The organism is Rhizobium zaerense (assembly GCF_051810725.1).
Lineage (GTDB): Bacteria > Pseudomonadota > Alphaproteobacteria > Rhizobiales > Rhizobiaceae > Rhizobium > Rhizobium leguminosarum_I.
The window spans coordinates 352,842-369,445 of the sequence record NZ_JBPWQY020000002.1 but is presented as its reverse complement, the minus strand read 5'-3'; the positions used below and the strand labels follow the sequence as shown (position 1 = coordinate 369,445).

At 58.2% G+C, this 16,604-nt stretch carries 15 protein-coding genes, 6 pseudogenes and 1 riboswitch; of the genes and pseudogenes, 10 read left to right on the top strand and 11 right to left on the bottom strand.

The genetic code is table 11. The features are described 5' to 3' along the window. Positions 1-142 precede the first annotated feature (142 nt). Both ACS4RR_RS26135 and ACS4RR_RS26130 read right to left on the bottom strand, forming a co-directional pair. Positions 143-349 (bottom strand): annotated as a pseudogene (locus ACS4RR_RS26135) (IS110 family transposase); the annotation flags it as partial. A 634-nt stretch (positions 350-983) separates the two neighbouring features. Then, positions 984-1,409 carry an ACT domain-containing protein gene (locus ACS4RR_RS26130; RefSeq protein WP_003551151.1) on the bottom strand — a complete coding sequence of 142 codons (426 nt, stop codon included), beginning with the start codon at positions 1,407-1,409 and terminating at the stop codon, positions 984-986. 115 nt (positions 1,410-1,524) lie between these two features. On the opposite strand from ACS4RR_RS26130, the pseudogene ACS4RR_RS26125 reads away from it, so the two are divergent. The 7 genes and pseudogenes from ACS4RR_RS26125 to ACS4RR_RS26095 all read left to right on the top strand — a co-directional run. After that, positions 1,525-1,905 (top strand): annotated as a pseudogene (locus tag ACS4RR_RS26125) (IS5 family transposase); the annotation flags it as partial. Positions 1,906-2,598: 693 nt separating this feature from the next. Beyond that, positions 2,599-2,901 (top strand): hypothetical protein, encoded by a 303-nt coding sequence (locus tag ACS4RR_RS26120; protein WP_456190230.1) that lies wholly within the window; start codon positions 2,599-2,601, stop codon positions 2,899-2,901. 5 nt (positions 2,902-2,906) lie between these two features. Beyond that, a complete protein-coding gene (locus tag ACS4RR_RS26115; protein WP_456190229.1) occupies positions 2,907-3,206 on the top strand; it encodes a Nif11-like leader peptide family natural product precursor in 300 nt (99 codons plus the stop codon). An 85-nt stretch (positions 3,207-3,291) separates the two neighbouring features. Next, on the top strand, positions 3,292-4,755 hold the full coding sequence (locus ACS4RR_RS26110; protein WP_456190228.1) for a radical SAM family RiPP maturation amino acid epimerase: 1,464 nt from the start codon (positions 3,292-3,294) through the stop codon (positions 4,753-4,755). Beyond that, entirely contained in the window at positions 4,724-4,933 is a 210-nt protein-coding gene (locus ACS4RR_RS26105) for a transposase (RefSeq protein WP_080635935.1), read from the top strand. Before ACS4RR_RS26110 ends, ACS4RR_RS26105 begins: the two co-directional genes overlap by 32 nt. A 93-nt stretch (positions 4,934-5,026) precedes the next feature. Next, a pseudogene (tnpB, locus tag ACS4RR_RS26100) lies at positions 5,027-5,400 on the top strand (IS66 family insertion sequence element accessory protein TnpB). Continuing rightward, the gene (locus tag ACS4RR_RS26095; protein WP_017991546.1) at positions 5,397-5,600 is read left to right on the top strand and encodes a hypothetical protein; all 204 of its coding nucleotides are present in this window, start codon (positions 5,397-5,399) and stop codon (positions 5,598-5,600) included. Before tnpB ends, ACS4RR_RS26095 begins: the two are co-directional and overlap by 4 nt. Positions 5,601-5,769: 169 nt before the next feature. Here the strand turns inward: ACS4RR_RS26095 and ACS4RR_RS26090 are convergent, their stop codons facing one another. From ACS4RR_RS26090 to ACS4RR_RS26060, 7 genes and pseudogenes are all read right to left on the bottom strand, one after another. After that, on the bottom strand, positions 5,770-6,396 hold the full coding sequence (locus tag ACS4RR_RS26090) for a thiamine phosphate synthase (RefSeq protein WP_222336233.1): 627 nt from the start codon (positions 6,394-6,396) through the stop codon (positions 5,770-5,772). Then, positions 6,393-7,166 carry a thiazole synthase gene (locus tag ACS4RR_RS26085; RefSeq protein WP_456190369.1) on the bottom strand — a complete coding sequence of 258 codons (774 nt, stop codon included), beginning with the start codon at positions 7,164-7,166 and terminating at the stop codon, positions 6,393-6,395. Before ACS4RR_RS26085 ends, ACS4RR_RS26090 begins: the two co-directional genes overlap by 4 nt. A gap of 66 nt (positions 7,167-7,232) precedes the next feature. Continuing rightward, positions 7,233-7,298, bottom strand: a pseudogene (locus ACS4RR_RS26080) (sulfur carrier protein ThiS); the annotation flags it as partial. 52 nt (positions 7,299-7,350) lie between these two features. After that, a complete protein-coding gene (gene thiO / locus ACS4RR_RS26075) occupies positions 7,351-8,334 on the bottom strand; it encodes a glycine oxidase ThiO (protein ID WP_456190227.1) in 984 nt (327 codons plus the stop codon). Position 8,335: 1 nt separating this feature from the next. Next, the gene (gene thiC / locus ACS4RR_RS26070; RefSeq protein ID WP_456190226.1) at positions 8,336-10,153 is read right to left on the bottom strand and encodes a phosphomethylpyrimidine synthase ThiC; all 1,818 of its coding nucleotides are present in this window, start codon (positions 10,151-10,153) and stop codon (positions 8,336-8,338) included. 91 nt (positions 10,154-10,244) lie between these two features. After that, positions 10,245-10,356: riboswitch (TPP riboswitch) on the bottom strand. Between the two features lie 222 nt (positions 10,357-10,578). Then, positions 10,579-11,289, bottom strand: a complete 711-nt coding sequence (locus ACS4RR_RS26065; RefSeq protein WP_456190225.1) for a hypothetical protein — start codon at positions 11,287-11,289, stop codon at positions 10,579-10,581. Between the two features lie 432 nt (positions 11,290-11,721). Beyond that, positions 11,722-12,024 (bottom strand): hypothetical protein, encoded by a 303-nt coding sequence (locus ACS4RR_RS26060; protein ID WP_017991543.1) that lies wholly within the window; start codon positions 12,022-12,024, stop codon positions 11,722-11,724. A gap of 191 nt (positions 12,025-12,215) precedes the next feature. Here ACS4RR_RS26060 and ACS4RR_RS26055 point away from each other — a divergent pair. Both ACS4RR_RS26055 and ACS4RR_RS26050 read left to right on the top strand, forming a co-directional pair. After that, positions 12,216-12,450 (top strand): annotated as a pseudogene (locus ACS4RR_RS26055) (hypothetical protein); the annotation flags it as partial. 569 nt (positions 12,451-13,019) lie between these two features. Continuing rightward, a complete protein-coding gene (locus tag ACS4RR_RS26050) occupies positions 13,020-13,253 on the top strand; it encodes a helix-turn-helix domain-containing protein (RefSeq protein WP_168283876.1) in 234 nt (77 codons plus the stop codon). A gap of 248 nt (positions 13,254-13,501) precedes the next feature. On the opposite strand, the pseudogene ACS4RR_RS26045 reads toward ACS4RR_RS26050, so the two are convergent. After that, positions 13,502-14,655: pseudogene (locus ACS4RR_RS26045) on the bottom strand (IS21 family transposase); the annotation flags it as partial. On the opposite strand from ACS4RR_RS26045, the gene ACS4RR_RS26040 reads away from it, so the two are divergent. Next, the gene (locus tag ACS4RR_RS26040; RefSeq protein WP_131646161.1) at positions 14,650-14,934 is read left to right on the top strand and encodes a hypothetical protein; all 285 of its coding nucleotides are present in this window, start codon (positions 14,650-14,652) and stop codon (positions 14,932-14,934) included. The pseudogene ACS4RR_RS26045 and the gene ACS4RR_RS26040 overlap by 6 nt on opposite strands. Positions 14,935-15,001: 67 nt before the next feature. Here ACS4RR_RS26040 and tnpC read toward each other — a convergent pair whose 3' ends face one another. Next, entirely contained in the window at positions 15,002-16,537 is a 1,536-nt protein-coding gene (tnpC, locus tag ACS4RR_RS26035) for an IS66 family transposase (protein WP_456190224.1), read from the bottom strand. Positions 16,538-16,604: the final 67 nt, after the last annotated feature.

Below are 16,604 nucleotides of genomic sequence, written 5' to 3'. Positions count from 1 at the left end.
CTAGCCCCACGAGAACATGTTCCTTGCGCAGCGCTAACGGTCCTCTGGCTTTTCTAGGTCATCGTTCCGTCGCTTCGAGGTGCCCCTCTTCTTTGGCGCGAGGAACGTCATCTCGAGGGAATTGGGCGGCTCGGCGACGATAAGACATCGCACGAACTCTGCAATCACGGGAGAGGGCCAAATACGTCCTTACGAAACCCGTGGGACCAGCCTCATAGCAGAAGTGAAGCTTGGAACCGCGCTTGGAAAGCTTGTTGACCATTGAGGCCACCCAGGTCGGCTCCGAGGAGATGTCGCCCAAAAACCGCACTTCGCCGTTGCGGGATCCGTCGGCAATGGCCACCGAAATCTTTCACTTCGACGTATCCAAGCCAATGAAAATTACGCTATCGTCTGTCATGGTTCGCCCTCGCTAAGCTTGGGGCAAGGCTCCGGCCTATCCAGAGCAACCCCCGAAATCAGCTTACCGCGGGGGCGGGCCACTTTCTCCCCACGAACATGCGGTCTAAGGCGCCGGAGCGTCGCGGCGCGAAACTAGGATCATCATGTGGCGAAGGCAATGGTGATTGCGATGGGCCGTATATCATCGGCTGAGGCGCCGCGAGCAACTGGCTGTGAGATCGTGGTAGGCATAGACATGGCGTAGCCTCTGATGCCCCCCTTGTCAGTTCATGCGCACTCGCCGGCCAATGTGCGACAATCCGAAGCGTACATTTGATCGCACAGCTTTAAATCACCCGTATTCCAAAGATCGTGGATTGCCCGAACCAGGCCGATGTTATCTACTGGCGTCCTCCCTATAACAACTTCGATGTGCTGTCGGTGTCAGGCGAGTGCGCACAGCTTTTAGCGAAAACAATGATCGCGCACATAGCGTCGGTCTTCGGGCCTTCTCGGCGAGGAACGCCCCGGTCTGCTCGTGCTGCCCCTTGCCCGCGAAATTATTGCTGCCTCGCCGGTTATGTGCGGGGACTAACTGTTCGTCAATATTTGCGCGTCGCCCGTGCAGACTCGGCTTGCAATGCTGCCAGCAGATGCAATGCTCGGTCAGCTAAGCCCGTCGGCACAAAAATGTGATCGTGGTGATATGCTGCCACCATGTTGCACGGAATGCCAGCGTCTGCGAGACAGGCAGCGACGCCCGCCGTAAGGCCGACGCCGTCGAGCGCAGAATTCACGTTGAGGGTGATCTGGCGCATCGCAAGCGAAGTTTCGAACCCCGCTTCGTGGGCTTCTCCTTTCTCAAGGACCACTGCCAAGCCTTCCCTTTCTTGGAATGTCGCAATCGGATTCAGATCGTGAACTTTGCTCCCATCATTAGGTATCGAGCAGAACACATACTCGCCGTCTATGAGCGAGGGCGTCATGTTCGACAGCATTTCGAACTTGTCTCGCAAAACAGTAGTCATTTTTGGCGGCCTCCGTTGTCTATCATCAGGTGTCTTAGAGCCTGACCGAAAAAGAGTTGAGTGAAACCAGGCCGTTGTGATTCTGTTTGTTTGCTTAGGACGAACGGAGACCACAATGGGCTGGACTGATTTCACCCGTCGGCAATATGCCCGACGGGCAATGCGGTATGCAAGCGATCTGACGGACCGGGAATGGGGATTGATCTCGCCTTGCCTGCCTGAACCGAGGCGGCTGGGCAGGCCGCGCAGTACCGATCTTCGCGAGGTCGTAAATGCGTTGCTTTACATCGCCGCGACTGGGTGCCAATGGCGGATGCTGCCCAGGGATTTTCCGCCTTTTACAACTGTGCAGTCATACTTCTACGAATGGCGAGCGACAGGGCTGTGGGGTCGGATCAATCATCGTCTTGTAATGGCGACGCGTGAACTGGAAGGCCGGGAAGCCTCCCCGTCTGCGGGCGTGATCGACAGTCAAAGCGTAAAAACCACGGGATCACGCCTTCGGCAGTGTCGTAGCGCATAAGGGCGCTTGAGGAAAAGGTTGGCGCGGTCTTGATCATCCGACGCCATCAGTGCCGGCCCACCCCAATTGGAGAGCGTCACGCTGAGGAAGTGGGTCTACTCTTATGTTCGTTTTCAAGCTCTTTGGTCATGATTTTTCCTTTCCGACTTTGATGACGAAAGCACATGCATGAACTGATGAACAAAGGAGGAGACAGAGCATTTAGACGACGGGTGGCATATCCACGCAGCATCGGACTGGCCTACCGCCTCGATGGTTCGCCGCGTGCCGAGTCGCTCTGATCAAGTCCGCACAGGCTGTTGTGCGAGCGAGGATCGGACACGTTCTGCAGCCTGTGGAGTTGGAAGCCAAAGGTTAAGAGCGGGCGACCGGACCGTTGCGGTCGCTGTCGAAGATCCGCGTAACGCGGTGAGGGCAGATCGCTGTCCATTCAGCGACGAATGCTGTGGAAGGATTCGGGCACTAGCCACGATGGCGACGGCGCCGCCTGAACGGCCCCGGCTTGTCGCTTACACATTCGTCTGCAAGTCGCGTAATGATTCGTCAGCTTACAATGAATATCCGCACTGCGAGGCCTTGGGTTCATCGCCATCGAATCCCGGCGTAAATTTGTCTCATATGTACAAGGAACTGCCCCCATGGAACGAACTCGGAACGAGAGGCTGGATGATGCTGACTCAATTGGTCGCGGCCACTAACCAGCCTTCGCATGAACGGGTTCCCAATCCAGTCCCTCGAACAACGCCGATGTCAGATGCATCACTCAACGTGAATGACATTGTCGCCTCCACGACATTTTCTGAATTGGTGTGGCGTCAGCCCAATCCATGCTTACCCTTTGAAATTCAAGCCACATCTTCATTCCTCGATCCAGATCGCGGCTTGGCACAATTCTTGCGAACTAAGGATCGCCGACGGAAGCCGCCGGTGATCAACGACCGGATAACCGACGGTCGCTCAGAAAGGTAAGACCAATGACCGCACTTCCCAACTATCGAGAAGTTGAAGTGTCAAAATTCGCCAAGGCTTTGATGGCAGACAATGCCCTCCGCGAAGATGTGAAAACAAATACTACGGGCCTCGCATCGCTGGTGGCATGCGCCAGAAAGCATGGTTACGATTTCACAATCGATGACGCCAAGAACTACACAGCATCCGCGGATGCATTTGTCGAAGGAGAAATCATTGGCCAGCATCACGTGAGAGGCAACACCGTAATCACGAACGTCGCCGTTGAAGTAGTTGTAGTCGTTGCCGTCACCGTAACACTCTAGCGCTAAGGAGGGCTGTGGCCGCGCGGCGCGGCCCGCTTCGGGGTGCGGCGCGCGGCCTAATCTGAAACCTGTAGGAGGGCCTATAATGTCTGGAATAGCTACCGATTACTACCGGAACATCTTTGGTCGACGCACATCCGGACAGCTTCGCACGCTTTCGCATGTCAAGCGTTTCATGGAACGCCTGGTCGGCGACAAGGCATTCTTGCCCGCGCTTTTGGAGAACGTCGACAACTCCCGTTCTATTGCCGAGCGCTACGGTATCGACCTCGATCCAGTGGATATACTGCCGCTCTGGCACGAGAGCTACGCCAAGTACCGCGAAGAGCCGGAGCGCGTTGCGTGGCCGGTGGCGGCAGCGTGGCTTGAGTATCAGCAAGAATTGATCGACCATCGGGACATGCTGTGCGAAGAGAGCAAAATGGCGATGGTCGTCCCTCGTTTTCAGACATGGCGCAAGCGCCAAATCCTCCGCTGTGACAGCGAATTGGGAATGTCCCCAAAGTCGATCACGCACCCCGCCCTTGCTTTCGAACTGAGCGACGGCTGCACTGGGAAATGTTGGTTTTGCGGCGTGTCGGCGGGTCCTTTCAACGGACATTATGAATATAGCAAAGATCACGCCGCGCTTTGGCGCGGCGTGGTCGGCGTCGCGAGTGAGATGTTTGGCCCAGCAGCCCGCACCGGCTTCTGCTACTTTGCGACAGAGCCAATGGATAACCCGGACTACGACCGCTTTCTCCAGGACTACTATCAGATCACGAGCGCGCTGCCACAAACGACGACTGCCGCTCCACTCAAAGATCAGCCACTCACCAGGCGCGTTCTCGAACTGTTTAAGCGCTATCGTTGCGTGCCGAACCGTTTCTCCGTTCTGAACAGGGACCAACTTGATCAGATTCATGCAGCATTTTCGCCTGAGGACCTGATGGGCGTCGAGCTTATCCTGCAGGGAAAGGAGGCGGGGATCCCGAAAGCACTGGCAGGGCGGGCTCGCGAGCAGAAACTAACAGGAGAAAACAGCAACGACGCAGTCGCGGGATCGGATAGCAACCATACGACAATCGCCTGCGTTTCCGGTTTCCTCGTGAATATGCCGCGAGGAGAGATAAGGCTGGTGACGCCGGTACCGGGAAGCGAACGTTGGCCTCTCGGCTACCGCATTGTGGCAAAGCGGCTCTTTAAAACGGTAGACGAGTTTCGGGAGAGCATCCAGCGCATCATCGACGACCACATGCACGAGAGTCCACTTCCCAACCAGCTGATCCGCTTCCGCAGGGACTTGAAGTACGAAGCCGGAAAGCCTCACTTTCACCTCCGCTCACGCAACGTTCATTATACGGTAGGCGACAATGTCGCTCCGATCTCCCTCGGCGGTATAATCGCAAGTGGCGATCACACGACGGCGCAGCTGGTTGCTCGGGCCGTAACTGACGGATCGAACGCCCTTAGTCTCGCCAGTTGGCTGGACAACATTTTTATGCAAGGGTTGATCGAAGAGGACCTCGACGACCACTTTGCCTATCAGACCAGCGAGGACCCAGAATGAGCACTGGCGTACATATCATGCTAGTCAACGCCGCCGCTGGTCACGCGAGGATAAGGAACGACTTGTCGCGTCCTGCTTTGAGTCGGATGCGGTTATCTCGGAGGTTGCCAGCGCTGCTGGAATCGATGTCAGGAAGCCCCGGCCTGATCGCAGACCCGCCGGAAGCGTAGAGATATGACGATTGAGCTGGGCCGCGGTCGCCGTGTGCGCGTGGACAGCGACATCGACACGGAGGCGCTTGGCGCATTCTCGATTGTGTGCTGGGTCGGCGATGATCCCGGTTCCGAGTGGGGTGAAGGTCTGGTTGACAAACGGCCACACAGACATGCGCAAGGGATTTCTGGGTCTCTCGCCGAAGGTAAGAGACGCTGAAGCGATCCGATGTGCGGCCATCTGTTCGTCTTCCGCGGTCGTGGAGTGACCTGATTAAGGTCATATGGGTATGACGGCCAGGGAGCCTGCCTGTTCACAAAAAGCTAGAACGCGGAGGGCTTAATATGGCCGTCGGCAGGCTCGGTGGTGATCACGCCGGCGCAGCTCATTTATTTGCTAGAAGGGATCGGCAAAAAACCTGGCGGCCGACCTCGGCCGGATAAGCAAAAACACTGGAATGGCGGGGTTGAATATGATTCCAATGGCCCATGAACGATGCGGCTGAAAAGCTTCCTGACGACCTCACCAGCGCACTTGCGGCCTTGGAGGAGGAGCGTGCCCGGCCCATCACAGCCGAGGCGGAAGCAATGATCGCCAAGGCGGAAGCCGCCGGCAGCAAGAGCTGTCGCGGAATTCCGGTCATACCTCTGAGCCTGCACGGCGAGATGCGGTACTCACCGGATGCTTACTGAAGTTCTACTGGGCGGATTGCTCCCCTGCTTAGCTTTGGTCTTTCAGGCACTTAGGTCCTTCTACCTAGGTGTCGGTGGTTCGAATCCTGTGAAGACCGGTACGCTTTCGGTTCCACGTGGTTTGAACTTCCATTTTTGATGGCGCCACTACCTTGACGACCCGTAGATTCTAAAATCGATAACCCGGGTTTCCTGATGACTTACTGAGATTGCGGGTTCCCGCCTGCGCTGTGGCGATGATCCATTGCTTTGTTCTCAGTTCCGGATTTTCATGCCGCATCACGTCGGTCACGACCGCGACGCTATCCGCCCCGTGAGCAAGGGCGCCTCCGATGGTGACCAGAGGCAGGTCGCCGATGCGCGATTTCCATTCTCTTAGCCGCGGCAGACCTTGCGGTGCCCATTTCATCTGCTTGAGGATCGTCGTGTAGACCGGACCGAGTGCGATGCAATCATGCCTTGCTGCCAGTGCGGTCTTCAGCTCGCTTTCGTCGTGCGTTGAGAGGCCGAGTTTCAGGCCACTCGCTCGGATCGCGTCGAGGTCCGCTATCGCAAGATCCTCCTGGCCGAGATGGACGCAGTCGCAACCTTCCTCAATCGCAAGTCGCCAATGGTCGTTAATGACCAACTGACATTTGTGCTTAGCGCAGACTGCTACTGCGCGACGAATCTCGGCGCACAGTTCAATCTCCGGACGATCCTTGATGCGCAACTGCACCAGCTTGACGCCAAGGGGTACCAGCCGGGCAATCCAATCGGCGCTGTCGATGATCAGGTAGAACGGATCGAGCTTCATGTGAACACCGCCTTTCCGATCACCGGCGTCGAGGGTACCGCAATGTCGCGCGGCTCCATCAGGCCGGCGGTGAAGGCTTGATTGCCGGCGGCGGTTGCCGCGGCAAAGGCGGCTGCCATCGCCGCGGGATCGCCTGCGCCGGCAACGGCGGTGTTGAGCAGAACCGCATCGAAACCGAGCTCCATGACCGCAGTTGCATGCGACGGCCGGCCAATGCCGGCATCGACGATCAGCGACACGCCAGGGAAATGCGCCCGCATTGCTCTGAGCGCTGTCGGATTGAGCGGCCCGGCGGCACTGCCGATCGGTGCGCACCAAGGCATGAGCACCTTGCAGCCGGCCTCCAGCAGTCGTTCGGCCACGACCAGATCGTCCGTCGTGTACGGGAAGACTTCAAAACCTTCGCTGACGAGAATGCGAGCCGCCTCGACGAGACCGAAGACATCCGGCTGTAGCGTATCATGGTTGCCGATGACCTCGAGCTTGATCCAGTCGGTGGCGAACAGCTCGCGTGCCATCTTTGCGGTCAGGACCGCTTCGGCGACTGTGTGGCAACCTGCAGTGTTGGGGAGCATACGAACGCCGAGCGCGCGGATCATCTCGAAGAAGGCGCCCCCACTGCGGCCGCCAGACGTTTCACGACGAAGCGAGACGGTGACGATTTCCGTCGCCGATTGCCTGACGGCCTCGGAGAGGACGGCAGGAGAGGGGTAACGCGCTGTGCCGAGCAGCAGACGGGAGTTTATTTCGGCGCCGTAAAGCGTCAGCATCCGCCAGCCTCCCTGCATCGGCGACAGGATTTCGATCCTGTCATTGTCGTTGAGCGAACGATCGAACCGGTCTTCGCGATGGACCAGCTCACCGTTTACGGCTGTCGCCAGCCAGTCACCTTCGTATTCCATCAGGACTAAAAGCTCCGACAGCGTCTCAGCCGCGACATCCTGGGCCTCGCCGTTAACGATCAATTTCATGGGGCATTCCTCCCGTGGTATGTTGGTTGAAGACAAGTTCAGCCGCCTCGGCCGCCATGGATGGCGCGAGCAGAAAGCCGTGGCGGTAGAGGCCGTTGAGCGAGATCACCGTTCCCTGATGGCTTGCACGTGGAAGATTGTCCGGAAAGGCTGGGCGAATTCCGACACCCGTTTCGATTATGGTTGCATCGGCAAAGGCCGGAAATAGCGTGTATGCAGCGTTGAGCAGTTCCATCAGTGAACGGGCGACAATTGGCCCGCCGAATTCCGTCTCGATCATTGTCGCGCCGACCATGAACACACCGTCTCCACGCGGGACGATGTAGACGGGGAAACGCGGATGGAGCAGGCGGACCGGCCGGGAGAGATCCACGTCAAAGCTTCTAAGGTAAAGCATTTCGCCGCGGACGCCGCGTAACTCCTTTGCCTCGCCCATGCGCGCTGCGCCCGTGCAATCGACGACACTGTCGAAGCTCTCGTGTGGGCTCTCGCCCACGAAGGTGACCCCCTGAACCGTCAGCTTGGTGCGCAGCAGACACAACACTCGCCGGGGATCGAGATGGGCTTCGCGGCGAAAGAACAGCCCGTGCCGGAACCGCCCGCCAAGAGAGGGTTCCAGCGCCGCAATCGCCGGCTCTTCCAGCCATTCATAACCCGTCGTGCGGCAGGCAAAGCGTCGCAGTTCACCAAGATCGCGAGCCGAGGCGACCACGAGCGTTCCGTTGCGTCGCACCTCTCCCGGCACCATTGCCTCCCATTTGTCGGCGGCGGTGAGACCGCGCATGAGTACCGCGTCATCAGCACTCTCCCGCTCGCACCAGGGCGCCAACATTCCGCCCGCGAGCCACGAAGCAGCACGCCTGAAACCGCCATATGGATCGAGCACGGTAACCTCGGCATCTCGAGCGCGCAGTTCATACGCCACCGTCAGGCCGGCAACGCCGGCCCCTTTGACAAGCACACGCATCTCATTCGCCCGAATGTTGCAGGGCTTCTACCGGCATATAGAAGTCGCCGCCCTCGCGATAACGCGCTGCCATCGCATCCAGACCCTCCTTCTGCGCTTCGGCGCGGATATCGTGCGAAATCCGCATGGAGCTGAATTTCGGGCCGCACATGGAGCAGAAATGGGCCACCTTATGGGCTTCCTTCGGCAGCGTCTTGTCGTGGAAGCTGCGGGCGGTTTCTGGGTCCAGCGAGAGGTTGAACTGATCTTCCCAGCGGAATTCGAAACGGGCGCGGGAGAGCGCGTCGTCGCGCAGCTGTGCCGCCGGATGCCCCTTGGCGACATCTGCGGCGTGAGCCGCGATCTTGTAGGTGATGACGCCTACCTTCACGTCGTTGCGGTCGGGAAGCCCCAGATGCTCCTTGGGCGTGACGTAGCAGAGCATCGCGGTGCCGAACCAGCCGATCATGGCTGCGCCTATCCCAGAGGTGATGTGATCGTAGCCCGGCGCGATATCGGTCGTCAGCGGCCCGAGCGTGTAGAAAGGCGCCTCGCCGCAGACTTCGAGCTGCTTGTCCATGTTCTCCTTTATCTTGTGCATCGGCACATGGCCGGGGCCTTCGATCATCACTTGGCAGTCTTTCGCCCAGGCGATCTTGGTCAGCTCTCCCAGTGTTTCCAGTTCGGCGAACTGCGCCGCATCATTCGCGTCGGCGATCGAGCCGGGGCGCAGGCCATCGCCGAGCGAAAAGGAGACGTCATAGGCGCGGCAGATGTCGCAGATCTCCTCGAAATGCTCGTAGAGAAAGCTTTCTCGATGGTGATGGAGACACCACTTCGCCATGATCGAACCGCCGCGCGATACGATGCCCGTTACACGGTTGACGGTGAGCGGGATGTTGTGAAGCCGCACACCGGCATGGATGGTGAAATAGTCGACGCCCTGTTCGGCCTGTTCGATCAGCGTGTCGCGATACACCTCCCAGGTCAGGTTCTCGGCAATGCCCTCGACCTTCTCCAGCGCCTGATAGAGCGGCACGGTACTGATCGGCACCGGCGAATTGCGGATGATCCATTCGCGGATGTTGTGGATGTTGCGGCCGGTGGAGAGATCCATGACGGTATCGGCGCCCCAGCGGGCCGCCCAGGCCATCTTCTCAACCTCCTCCGCCATCGATGAGGTGACGGCGGAGTTGCCGATATTGGCGTTGATCTTCACCAGAAAATTGCGACCGATGATCATCGGTTCGGCTTCCGGATGGTTGATGTTGGCGGGGATGATCGCGCGTCCCGCCGCCACTTCCTGCCGGACGAATTCCGCCGTCACATGGTCCGGAATATGGGCGCCGAAGCTCTCGCCGTCGCGGATCATGGCGTCCGCCTGCGCCTTGCGGCCGAGGTTCTCGCGAACGGCGATGAATTCCATCTCGGGCGTGATGATGCCGGCGCGCGCATAGGAGAGCTGGGTGACGGCACTGCCATCCTTTGCGCGCAGCGGCTGGCGCAGCGCGGGGAATTCGGGCGTCAGCCTTTCGCCGCTGGCAAAGCCGTTGTCTTCGGGACGGACATGGCGGCCCCTATAGGCGTCGACGTCGCCGCGGGCGAGAACCCAGTCACGTCGCAGTGACGGCAGCCCCTGTTCGATACGGATCTCGGCGCCCTCGATCGTATAGGGTCCGGACGAGTCGTAGACGACAACGGGCGGCTGGGCCGATGTCGGATGCAGGCTGATTTCGCGCATCGGCACGCAAATGTCGGGATGGATGTCCCCCCGAATGTAGATCTTCCTGGATGCCGGCAAGGGGCCGGTGGTGACGGTTGGGGCGGCGGCGATACTCATGGTTTGAGGCTCCAAGTTTCGATTGGAGACCCAGTCCTCAGCCGGAATGATGAAAAGACGCCGGCACGGATTCCACGCGTGAATCCACTGCCTTCGAGCGCTTGCACCGTCCCTACGCCACTATGAACTGGATCAGGTTCAACGGGTCACTGCGCGCGATAGCAGTATCTCAGCCCCTTGCCGGGACCCCCCTGGTGAATGCCAAAAAGGGTAGAGGCTTGCCGAGGGGACTGGCAAGCGACAATCTGCGATGGCTTGGGGTCAGGTTACACTCAGGCTATCGTGCGTGGTCGCCGTGATCAAACGAATCGACAAGTCGATCGCCCGACCGGCACGCTTCCGCAAGCCAGTGCGCCTTTGTCGCATGCAGTGGCTGTCGATTTTTATCCCGCCCAGTTCAGCAAGTATACCGAGTTACCGAAGCGCTATTGAGAAAGCAGGCGCGGAACTGGAAAGTCTAGTACTTTGTCCGTGTAGCTTTCGACCAAGGCGCTAAACGGCGTGCCGTCCTGAAGTTTCAGTACAGCACGATGTTCGAGCAGGAACGGCGGCAGGCTAAGGGAACTTGTTTGATGCGCTATTAAGCCCTCCATGTCCCAGCCTTCGGATAGAGGGGACCAGAGCAACTTGGCAGACAGGTTTGTGCGAGTGAAATTAAGAGCCTGAACGGCGCTGCCAAACGCGATGTCGCTGGTCTTCAACGTCTGATTCACCTCTGAAGTTAATTTTGCGGGTACATACCAATTGTCGGCTTCCGACAAGACGCGGTCGCCGCAGACCAGGCGGACGCGGCGATAAGCGATCAGCTCACCGGGTCCGACGGTCAGAAGTTCACGGATGTGCTCATCGGCCGGCTTGTCTTGCCCGCCCACACGCTGCGCTACAATCTTGGAACCTTCCGGTGCAAGCTTGTGCGCGGCGCACCAGCGATCAAGGGTCAACGTAGCACTGGCGTTACTCAGGAGATTGGCATTCAAGGTCTGAAGGACCGCAAGCGCTTCCACTCGAGATGTCGGCGAGTTCAGCCACTGAGACCCTATAGACGGTTCTTGCGCAATTGCGATCTGGGTGCCCAGCACGATGGCAGTCGCTGCAAGTGCGGCGATGCGAATGCGTTTCGAAGAACAAAATGACACGGAGAACGGATCCTTTCTGCAGTAAATTTGATGGGCGAACCCTGCGCGTCAAATTTCGTTGATTTTGGTAGGCGACCGCGCGTTGTCAGCGTATTTGATACCGGCCGCAAGATTTGAACTGCGCCTTACGGGTACCGTTTAACGGTCGGGTTCCCGATAGACTTTCTTACCATCTTCCGATGTTCCTGCCGTGCTGGTTCACACCTGTTGAAGCCTGTGTGCCCGGGCCGTCCTTTGCTTGCGTCGCATCAAGGTCGTTCATGATATCCTCCATCCGCTCGCCGACCTGTTGTTGGAGTTTGCAAGCGTTGGCCACCGAGCCGGCGCTTCCAACCTGGAATATGGAAACCCGATAGACGTGGATTTCAAATGAGGAACATGGCGGCCGGTCCGAATCTTTTTCATCATATATCGTAACTCTCGCTTAACGGTTCAGCGCCTTTGTCGCCCCTCCCTCGTTGCGGAATGTTCATATAGCTGGAGCGGATAAAATAGCTCGCAACCGACAGCAAAATCGAGGAGCAATTGTTGGAAAAAGGTCTTCTTCGGCGACGCAGAGCCCTCCTTCCGGTCGAGTGACAATTGTAGACCAGGCAGCGACACGCCGTCGATGGTTGCCAGCCGCAGATGCGAATAGCCAAGACGCTTGGCTGATGTCTTTTGGTGATCCATGTCGTCGTGCTCCTTGTGCAAGCCTCCCGACGATGACGTCGCCGGCAAGATTTCAGGATTCATCGGAAAGACTTTTCCTGTTGCACTATCGTAACTCATCATGAAAACGACGAACAACGCAACAGATGTGTGTGATATATGTTAAAGTATATCTCTTCAAATTTGTCAGCTCTTACTTTCCGCTTCGAAAACGCGTAAGTTGGGGAATACGTTGTAATATATGTTACTATATATATCGCGCTTCATATCTTGGCGGCCGGATGAAATGGCAGATCTCTAACGGGTACGGCAAACGCTCGCTGGTCGAAACGGCACGATACAAGTCCATCCTCGGGCGGCGTCTGCGGGCGAGGTCGCGGCCCGGTCAGCAGACGAAGGCGTCATCAGCTGCGCCGTTCTCAACCCATGCTTGACTGCGCACGCCCAAATCCGTGGGCCGCAAGGCACTACGGTATGATCAGCCGTTTCAAAAGACCGGCAAGGATATGAGCAAGGTCGTCGTGGGCGGCGTCGACGCCACGCAGGACGCGGAGTTTGCTCGCATCCTGTGTGGCGCTGGAAGATCCACAATCTCCAAGGTGCCAAGACTATGAACGACCCCTGAGCTCAGGCCGCGCTTGATCCCGATGCGCCGTTCTTCGGCGATCTCTTCAAGACGACGGCCGATCAACAGCGCCCGGCAGGTTTCGCACACGCTCTGGCCAAACCTGCCGGCCATGAGCGTATCACGCCGAGGCAATTCTCGAATGTTTGTCCATCGCTCGCCGCTTGGAAATGATCAGTACACCACTTCCCACGAGCCCCCTTCCGGGGCGAACGCTCCTGCCAGATCGGAAGCTGCTTGTGGGCCTTCGTGAGTGTGCGCCGCAGCTGTGAGCTTGGGTTACCTCTCGTCCGCTTCCGCCCTGGTCGCGTCAGACCTGTACTCCGCTGCACAAACTGATAGAAAGAGCGCCCGCGGAGATCGAAGAAACTGTCCGTTGCCGGACGCGGTCGGCAGCGGTGGAACTAGAAAACGGATGCACGTTTTCCGGCCGCCAAAAGGAGCCCTAAACGACATGAACATGGTCTCGAAGATTGCGAAATCCCCAGCTGCCCCGTCCGTTGGCGCTCTGCTTGCAGAAGCTCGCCTGGCTCGCGGCTATTCGCTGGACGACGTCGCAGAAACCACTGGTTTGACTGTGGCCGAGGTGACAGCTCTAGAGAACGACGCGGATTTCGACGCGTCGAGGATCCGAAGGACCGCATCCGCTCTAAGGATTCTAGAAAAGATATGCGATGCGCCGCGCTGACATCGTTGAACAGCTTCTTCCACCGCTGCAACTCTTGAAGGAAGATGGGTGCAGAAACTCACGGGTCGCGCTTCAACGGGATGCTGTTCTAACTCCGGCGCAGTTTTTAAAACTTCTTGGGCCACGGACGGCAACCACAAAAGTCTCCATGGAAAGACGATCACCGATTGGGGTGGGGAGAAAACATGGGAACCGAACAGCTGTTACGATTGATCGTCCAGTAAGCTTCTTGAAGGACTCGCTCAATAGGAATGAATGACGTGACGATAGTTGACGACTTGATCGTGCTTGCCACTCGCATGGGGGCGGCCTCGGGGTAGTGTCAGCAGATGCGTGCCGCCGATGAAGACGTCGAGGCGATCGTCGAACAGACACACCCGCAGCCGGTGGCCGATCAGGCGGGAAGGCACGGTGTAGAAGAGCTTGCGCAACGCGAAGCCGCCGGTGCTCGATACGGTGACGATGACCTCTTCGAAGTCGGTGGTGCGACGATCGGCAAGAGCTTGCAGATGCGTGCGCTTGGCATCGATGCGCTTGCCATGTGCGGCATTGCGACGGCTGACGATCTCATCGATGAAGGCGCGATAGGATCCGAGGTCGCCAAAGTCCCTGGTTCCGCGCATCAGCAGAGCATCGCGGATCGCATTCTTGAGATGGCCGTGGAAACTTTCGATCGAGCCGTTCTCGTGCGCGACGCCCTTGTTGTTGCGCGTCGGTGTCATGCGGCAATGAGCGCACAGTTCGTCGTAGCGCTGCGTCAGATCGACCTTGGCGTCGGCATCGAGGTTGCGGAAGGCGGCCGAACCGACCGCAGGGCGTTCTGCAACCCCTCGGCCAGAGCGACGAAGCTCTCTCCACCCAGGACGACATGGGCATGCTCGAAGCCCGACCAGACCAGCCGGAAGTAATAAAGCAGATGATCGAGCGATTGGCCGGCGATCGTCACGCCGAGGCTGCCCATGTCGGTAAAATCCGACAGTCCTAACCGACCGGGTTCGTGCATCTGACGGAAGATCACTTCCTGCTCCTGACCGTGAACAGCCCGCCATGATCGAATACGACGCTCAATCGTACGGCGAACACCTTCTGACAACTCTGGATGAGGCCGCAGCATCTCGTTGTAAACGGCGACTGCTCGGATGCCGGGCGCGGCCTTGAGAAGCGGAACAATCTCGGCGTCGAAGATGTGCTCAAGGGGATCGGGGCGACGCCGGTCGCGCGGCGGCTTGGTCTGCGATGGGAGACGCTGTGTTGTCGGTACTTCATAAAAAGCGTAACCGGTGTGTGGATCGCACCTTGCTAAGAAATTCAGGTTTATGTCGGACCTGGATATGCTGCGATTACGAGCATTCGTGATATTCCGATGGTGGTTGAATGAGATTTCGGATTGGGGCCGATGCATCTTGTCGCGATGAAAATTGTTGGCACCGTCTTCCGAGTTGAAGGGAGTCCGTGGGATTACAACAACAATTCGCGACCTTTGGCTTCAGGCCTTGGTGGTTTTGCAACTTGTGAAGTCGTCTTGCACGAGCCAAATGGTTTGATAACGACAACACCGCAGTTAGCCGAATTGCACTTCCCGCGTATCGTTCAGTTTGGAGATGCGGCCGAAGAAATCGATCTCTTCGATGGTTCCAAGCTGGTCATGAAATTCCGCCCGTTGGCCCTCGCCGACTTGTAGGCCATTGCGGCGAGAGCGTAATCGGCAGTGAGGTGGAGTTCGGGCAGACTGTGATCTTCGACCGCCTTCATTCAACGAGGTAGTTGCAAGGTAGGAGGCTGTTGATGTCGCTCTGCTTATGGCCGTTGACGATTCTGGTGAGCATGGCCGTCAGATAGGCAAGCGGATCGACAGTGTTGAGCTTGCAGGTCTCGATGAGCGAAGCGATGGTTGCCCAGTTCTCCGCTCCTGCATCGTGTCCGGCGAAGAGAGCATTCTTCCGATTCAACGCAATCGGCCTGATGGTCCGCTCGACGGTATTGTTATCGATCTCGATGCGGCCGTCGACCAGGAAGACACAAAGACCATCCCAGTATTTGGCGATGTAGGAAAGCGCTTCGCCGAGCGGCGATTTGCCAGCGACGCGGGCGCGATGATGCGTCAGCCAGGTCCGCATGTCCGCAATCAATGGCGCTGATCGTAGCTGCCGCGCCGTTAAGCGAGCCTCTGCCGAGAGACCGCGCAGCTCTGACTCGATCCGATAGAGTTCGCCGACCCGCCTCACGCCTTCCTCGGCAATCGGTGCCGATCCGTTGCGCGTGATCTCGACCAGTTTGCGACGTGCATGGGCCCAACAGTATGCAAGTTGGATGGCGTGACCGACACGATCCGGCGCGATCAGTCGATTATATCCGGCGTATCCATCGACCTGAAGGAGGCCCGCAAATCCTTGCAATATCCGCTCGGCATGCACCCCACCGCGACCAGGAGCATAAGTGAAAGCAACACCGGGCGGCGCTCCTCCACCCCATGGTCGGTAGTCGCGGGCCAGCGCCCAGAAATATCCGGTTTTGGTTTTGCGGGAGCCGGGATCAAGGACCGGTGCGCGGGTCTCGTCCATGAACAGCTTGGTCGACCGCTTCAGGTCTGCGATCAGAGTGTCAAAGACTGGGCGCAGTTCGAATGCTGCCCGACCGACCCAGTCGGCGAGAGTGGATCGGTCAAGATTGACGCCCTGGCGGCTCATGATCTGGGCCTGCCGAAAAAGTGGCAGGTGATCGGCGTATTTGGAGACCAACACATGCGCGATAGTCGCCTTGGTTGGTAGTCCAGCGTGAATCAATCGTGCAGGCGCGGGAGCTTGGTGTACGCCGTCGGTGCAGGCCCGGCAGGCATATTTGGGTCGACGAGTGACGATGACGCGAAACTGCGCCGGAATGACATCCAGCCGCTCGGACACGTCCTCGCCGATGCAATGCAAGCCTCCGCCACAGCAGCAGATCATGCTTTGCGGTTCAATGATCTCTTCGACACGAGGAAGATGGGCGGGAAGAGAACCCCGATTGGCTGCACGTGGTTTGGGCTGCGGTTTACCTGGAGCGCTATCAGCCTCGTCCTCGGCATGGACTGCCGCCATGGCCGTTTCCAGGTCTTCGAGGGCGAGGTCAAATTGCTCGGGATTGGCCTTCTCGGATTTGCGGCCAAAGGCTGCCTGTTTGAAGGCGGCGACCAGTTTCTCCAACCGTTCAATCCGCTCATCCTTTCGGACTTCACGAAGCTGCGACGCGATCAGCATCGCCTTTAGGGCAGCAATATCGTCTGGAAGATCGACCGCGTCCAACATGGAGGGAGTTTATCAAATTCTGCCTCGTCTCGCCGCTCGGATTTGTCGCCCGAGTCATCGTGTCGCA

Bases quoted from the DNA above. Each gene is read 5' to 3' on its own strand.
- ACS4RR_RS26130 (WP_003551151.1), bottom strand. From the start codon at position 1,409: ATGACTACTGTTTTGCGAGACAAGTTCGAAATGCTGTCGAACATGACG.
- ACS4RR_RS26120 (WP_456190230.1), top strand. From the start codon at position 2,599: ATGATGCTGACTCAATTGGTCGCGGCCACTAACCAGCCTTCGCATGAA.
- ACS4RR_RS26115 (WP_456190229.1), top strand. From the start codon at position 2,907: ATGACCGCACTTCCCAACTATCGAGAAGTTGAAGTGTCAAAATTCGCC.
- ACS4RR_RS26110 (WP_456190228.1), top strand. From the start codon at position 3,292: ATGTCTGGAATAGCTACCGATTACTACCGGAACATCTTTGGTCGACGC.
- ACS4RR_RS26095 (WP_017991546.1), top strand. From the start codon at position 5,397: ATGAACGATGCGGCTGAAAAGCTTCCTGACGACCTCACCAGCGCACTT.
- ACS4RR_RS26090 (WP_222336233.1), bottom strand. From the start codon at position 6,396: ATGAAGCTCGATCCGTTCTACCTGATCATCGACAGCGCCGATTGGATT.
- ACS4RR_RS26085 (WP_456190369.1), bottom strand. From the start codon at position 7,166: ATGCTGACGCTTTACGGCGCCGAAATAAACTCCCGTCTGCTGCTCGGC.
- thiO (WP_456190227.1), bottom strand. From the start codon at position 8,334: ATGCGTGTGCTTGTCAAAGGGGCCGGCGTTGCCGGCCTGACGGTGGCG.
- thiC (WP_456190226.1), bottom strand. From the start codon at position 10,153: ATGAGTATCGCCGCCGCCCCAACCGTCACCACCGGCCCCTTGCCGGCA.
- ACS4RR_RS26060 (WP_017991543.1), bottom strand. From the start codon at position 12,024: ATGAATCCTGAAATCTTGCCGGCGACGTCATCGTCGGGAGGCTTGCAC.
- ACS4RR_RS26050 (WP_168283876.1), top strand. From the start codon at position 13,020: ATGAACATGGTCTCGAAGATTGCGAAATCCCCAGCTGCCCCGTCCGTT.
- ACS4RR_RS26040 (WP_131646161.1), top strand. From the start codon at position 14,650: ATGCATCTTGTCGCGATGAAAATTGTTGGCACCGTCTTCCGAGTTGAA.
- tnpC (WP_456190224.1), bottom strand. From the start codon at position 16,537: ATGTTGGACGCGGTCGATCTTCCAGACGATATTGCTGCCCTAAAGGCG.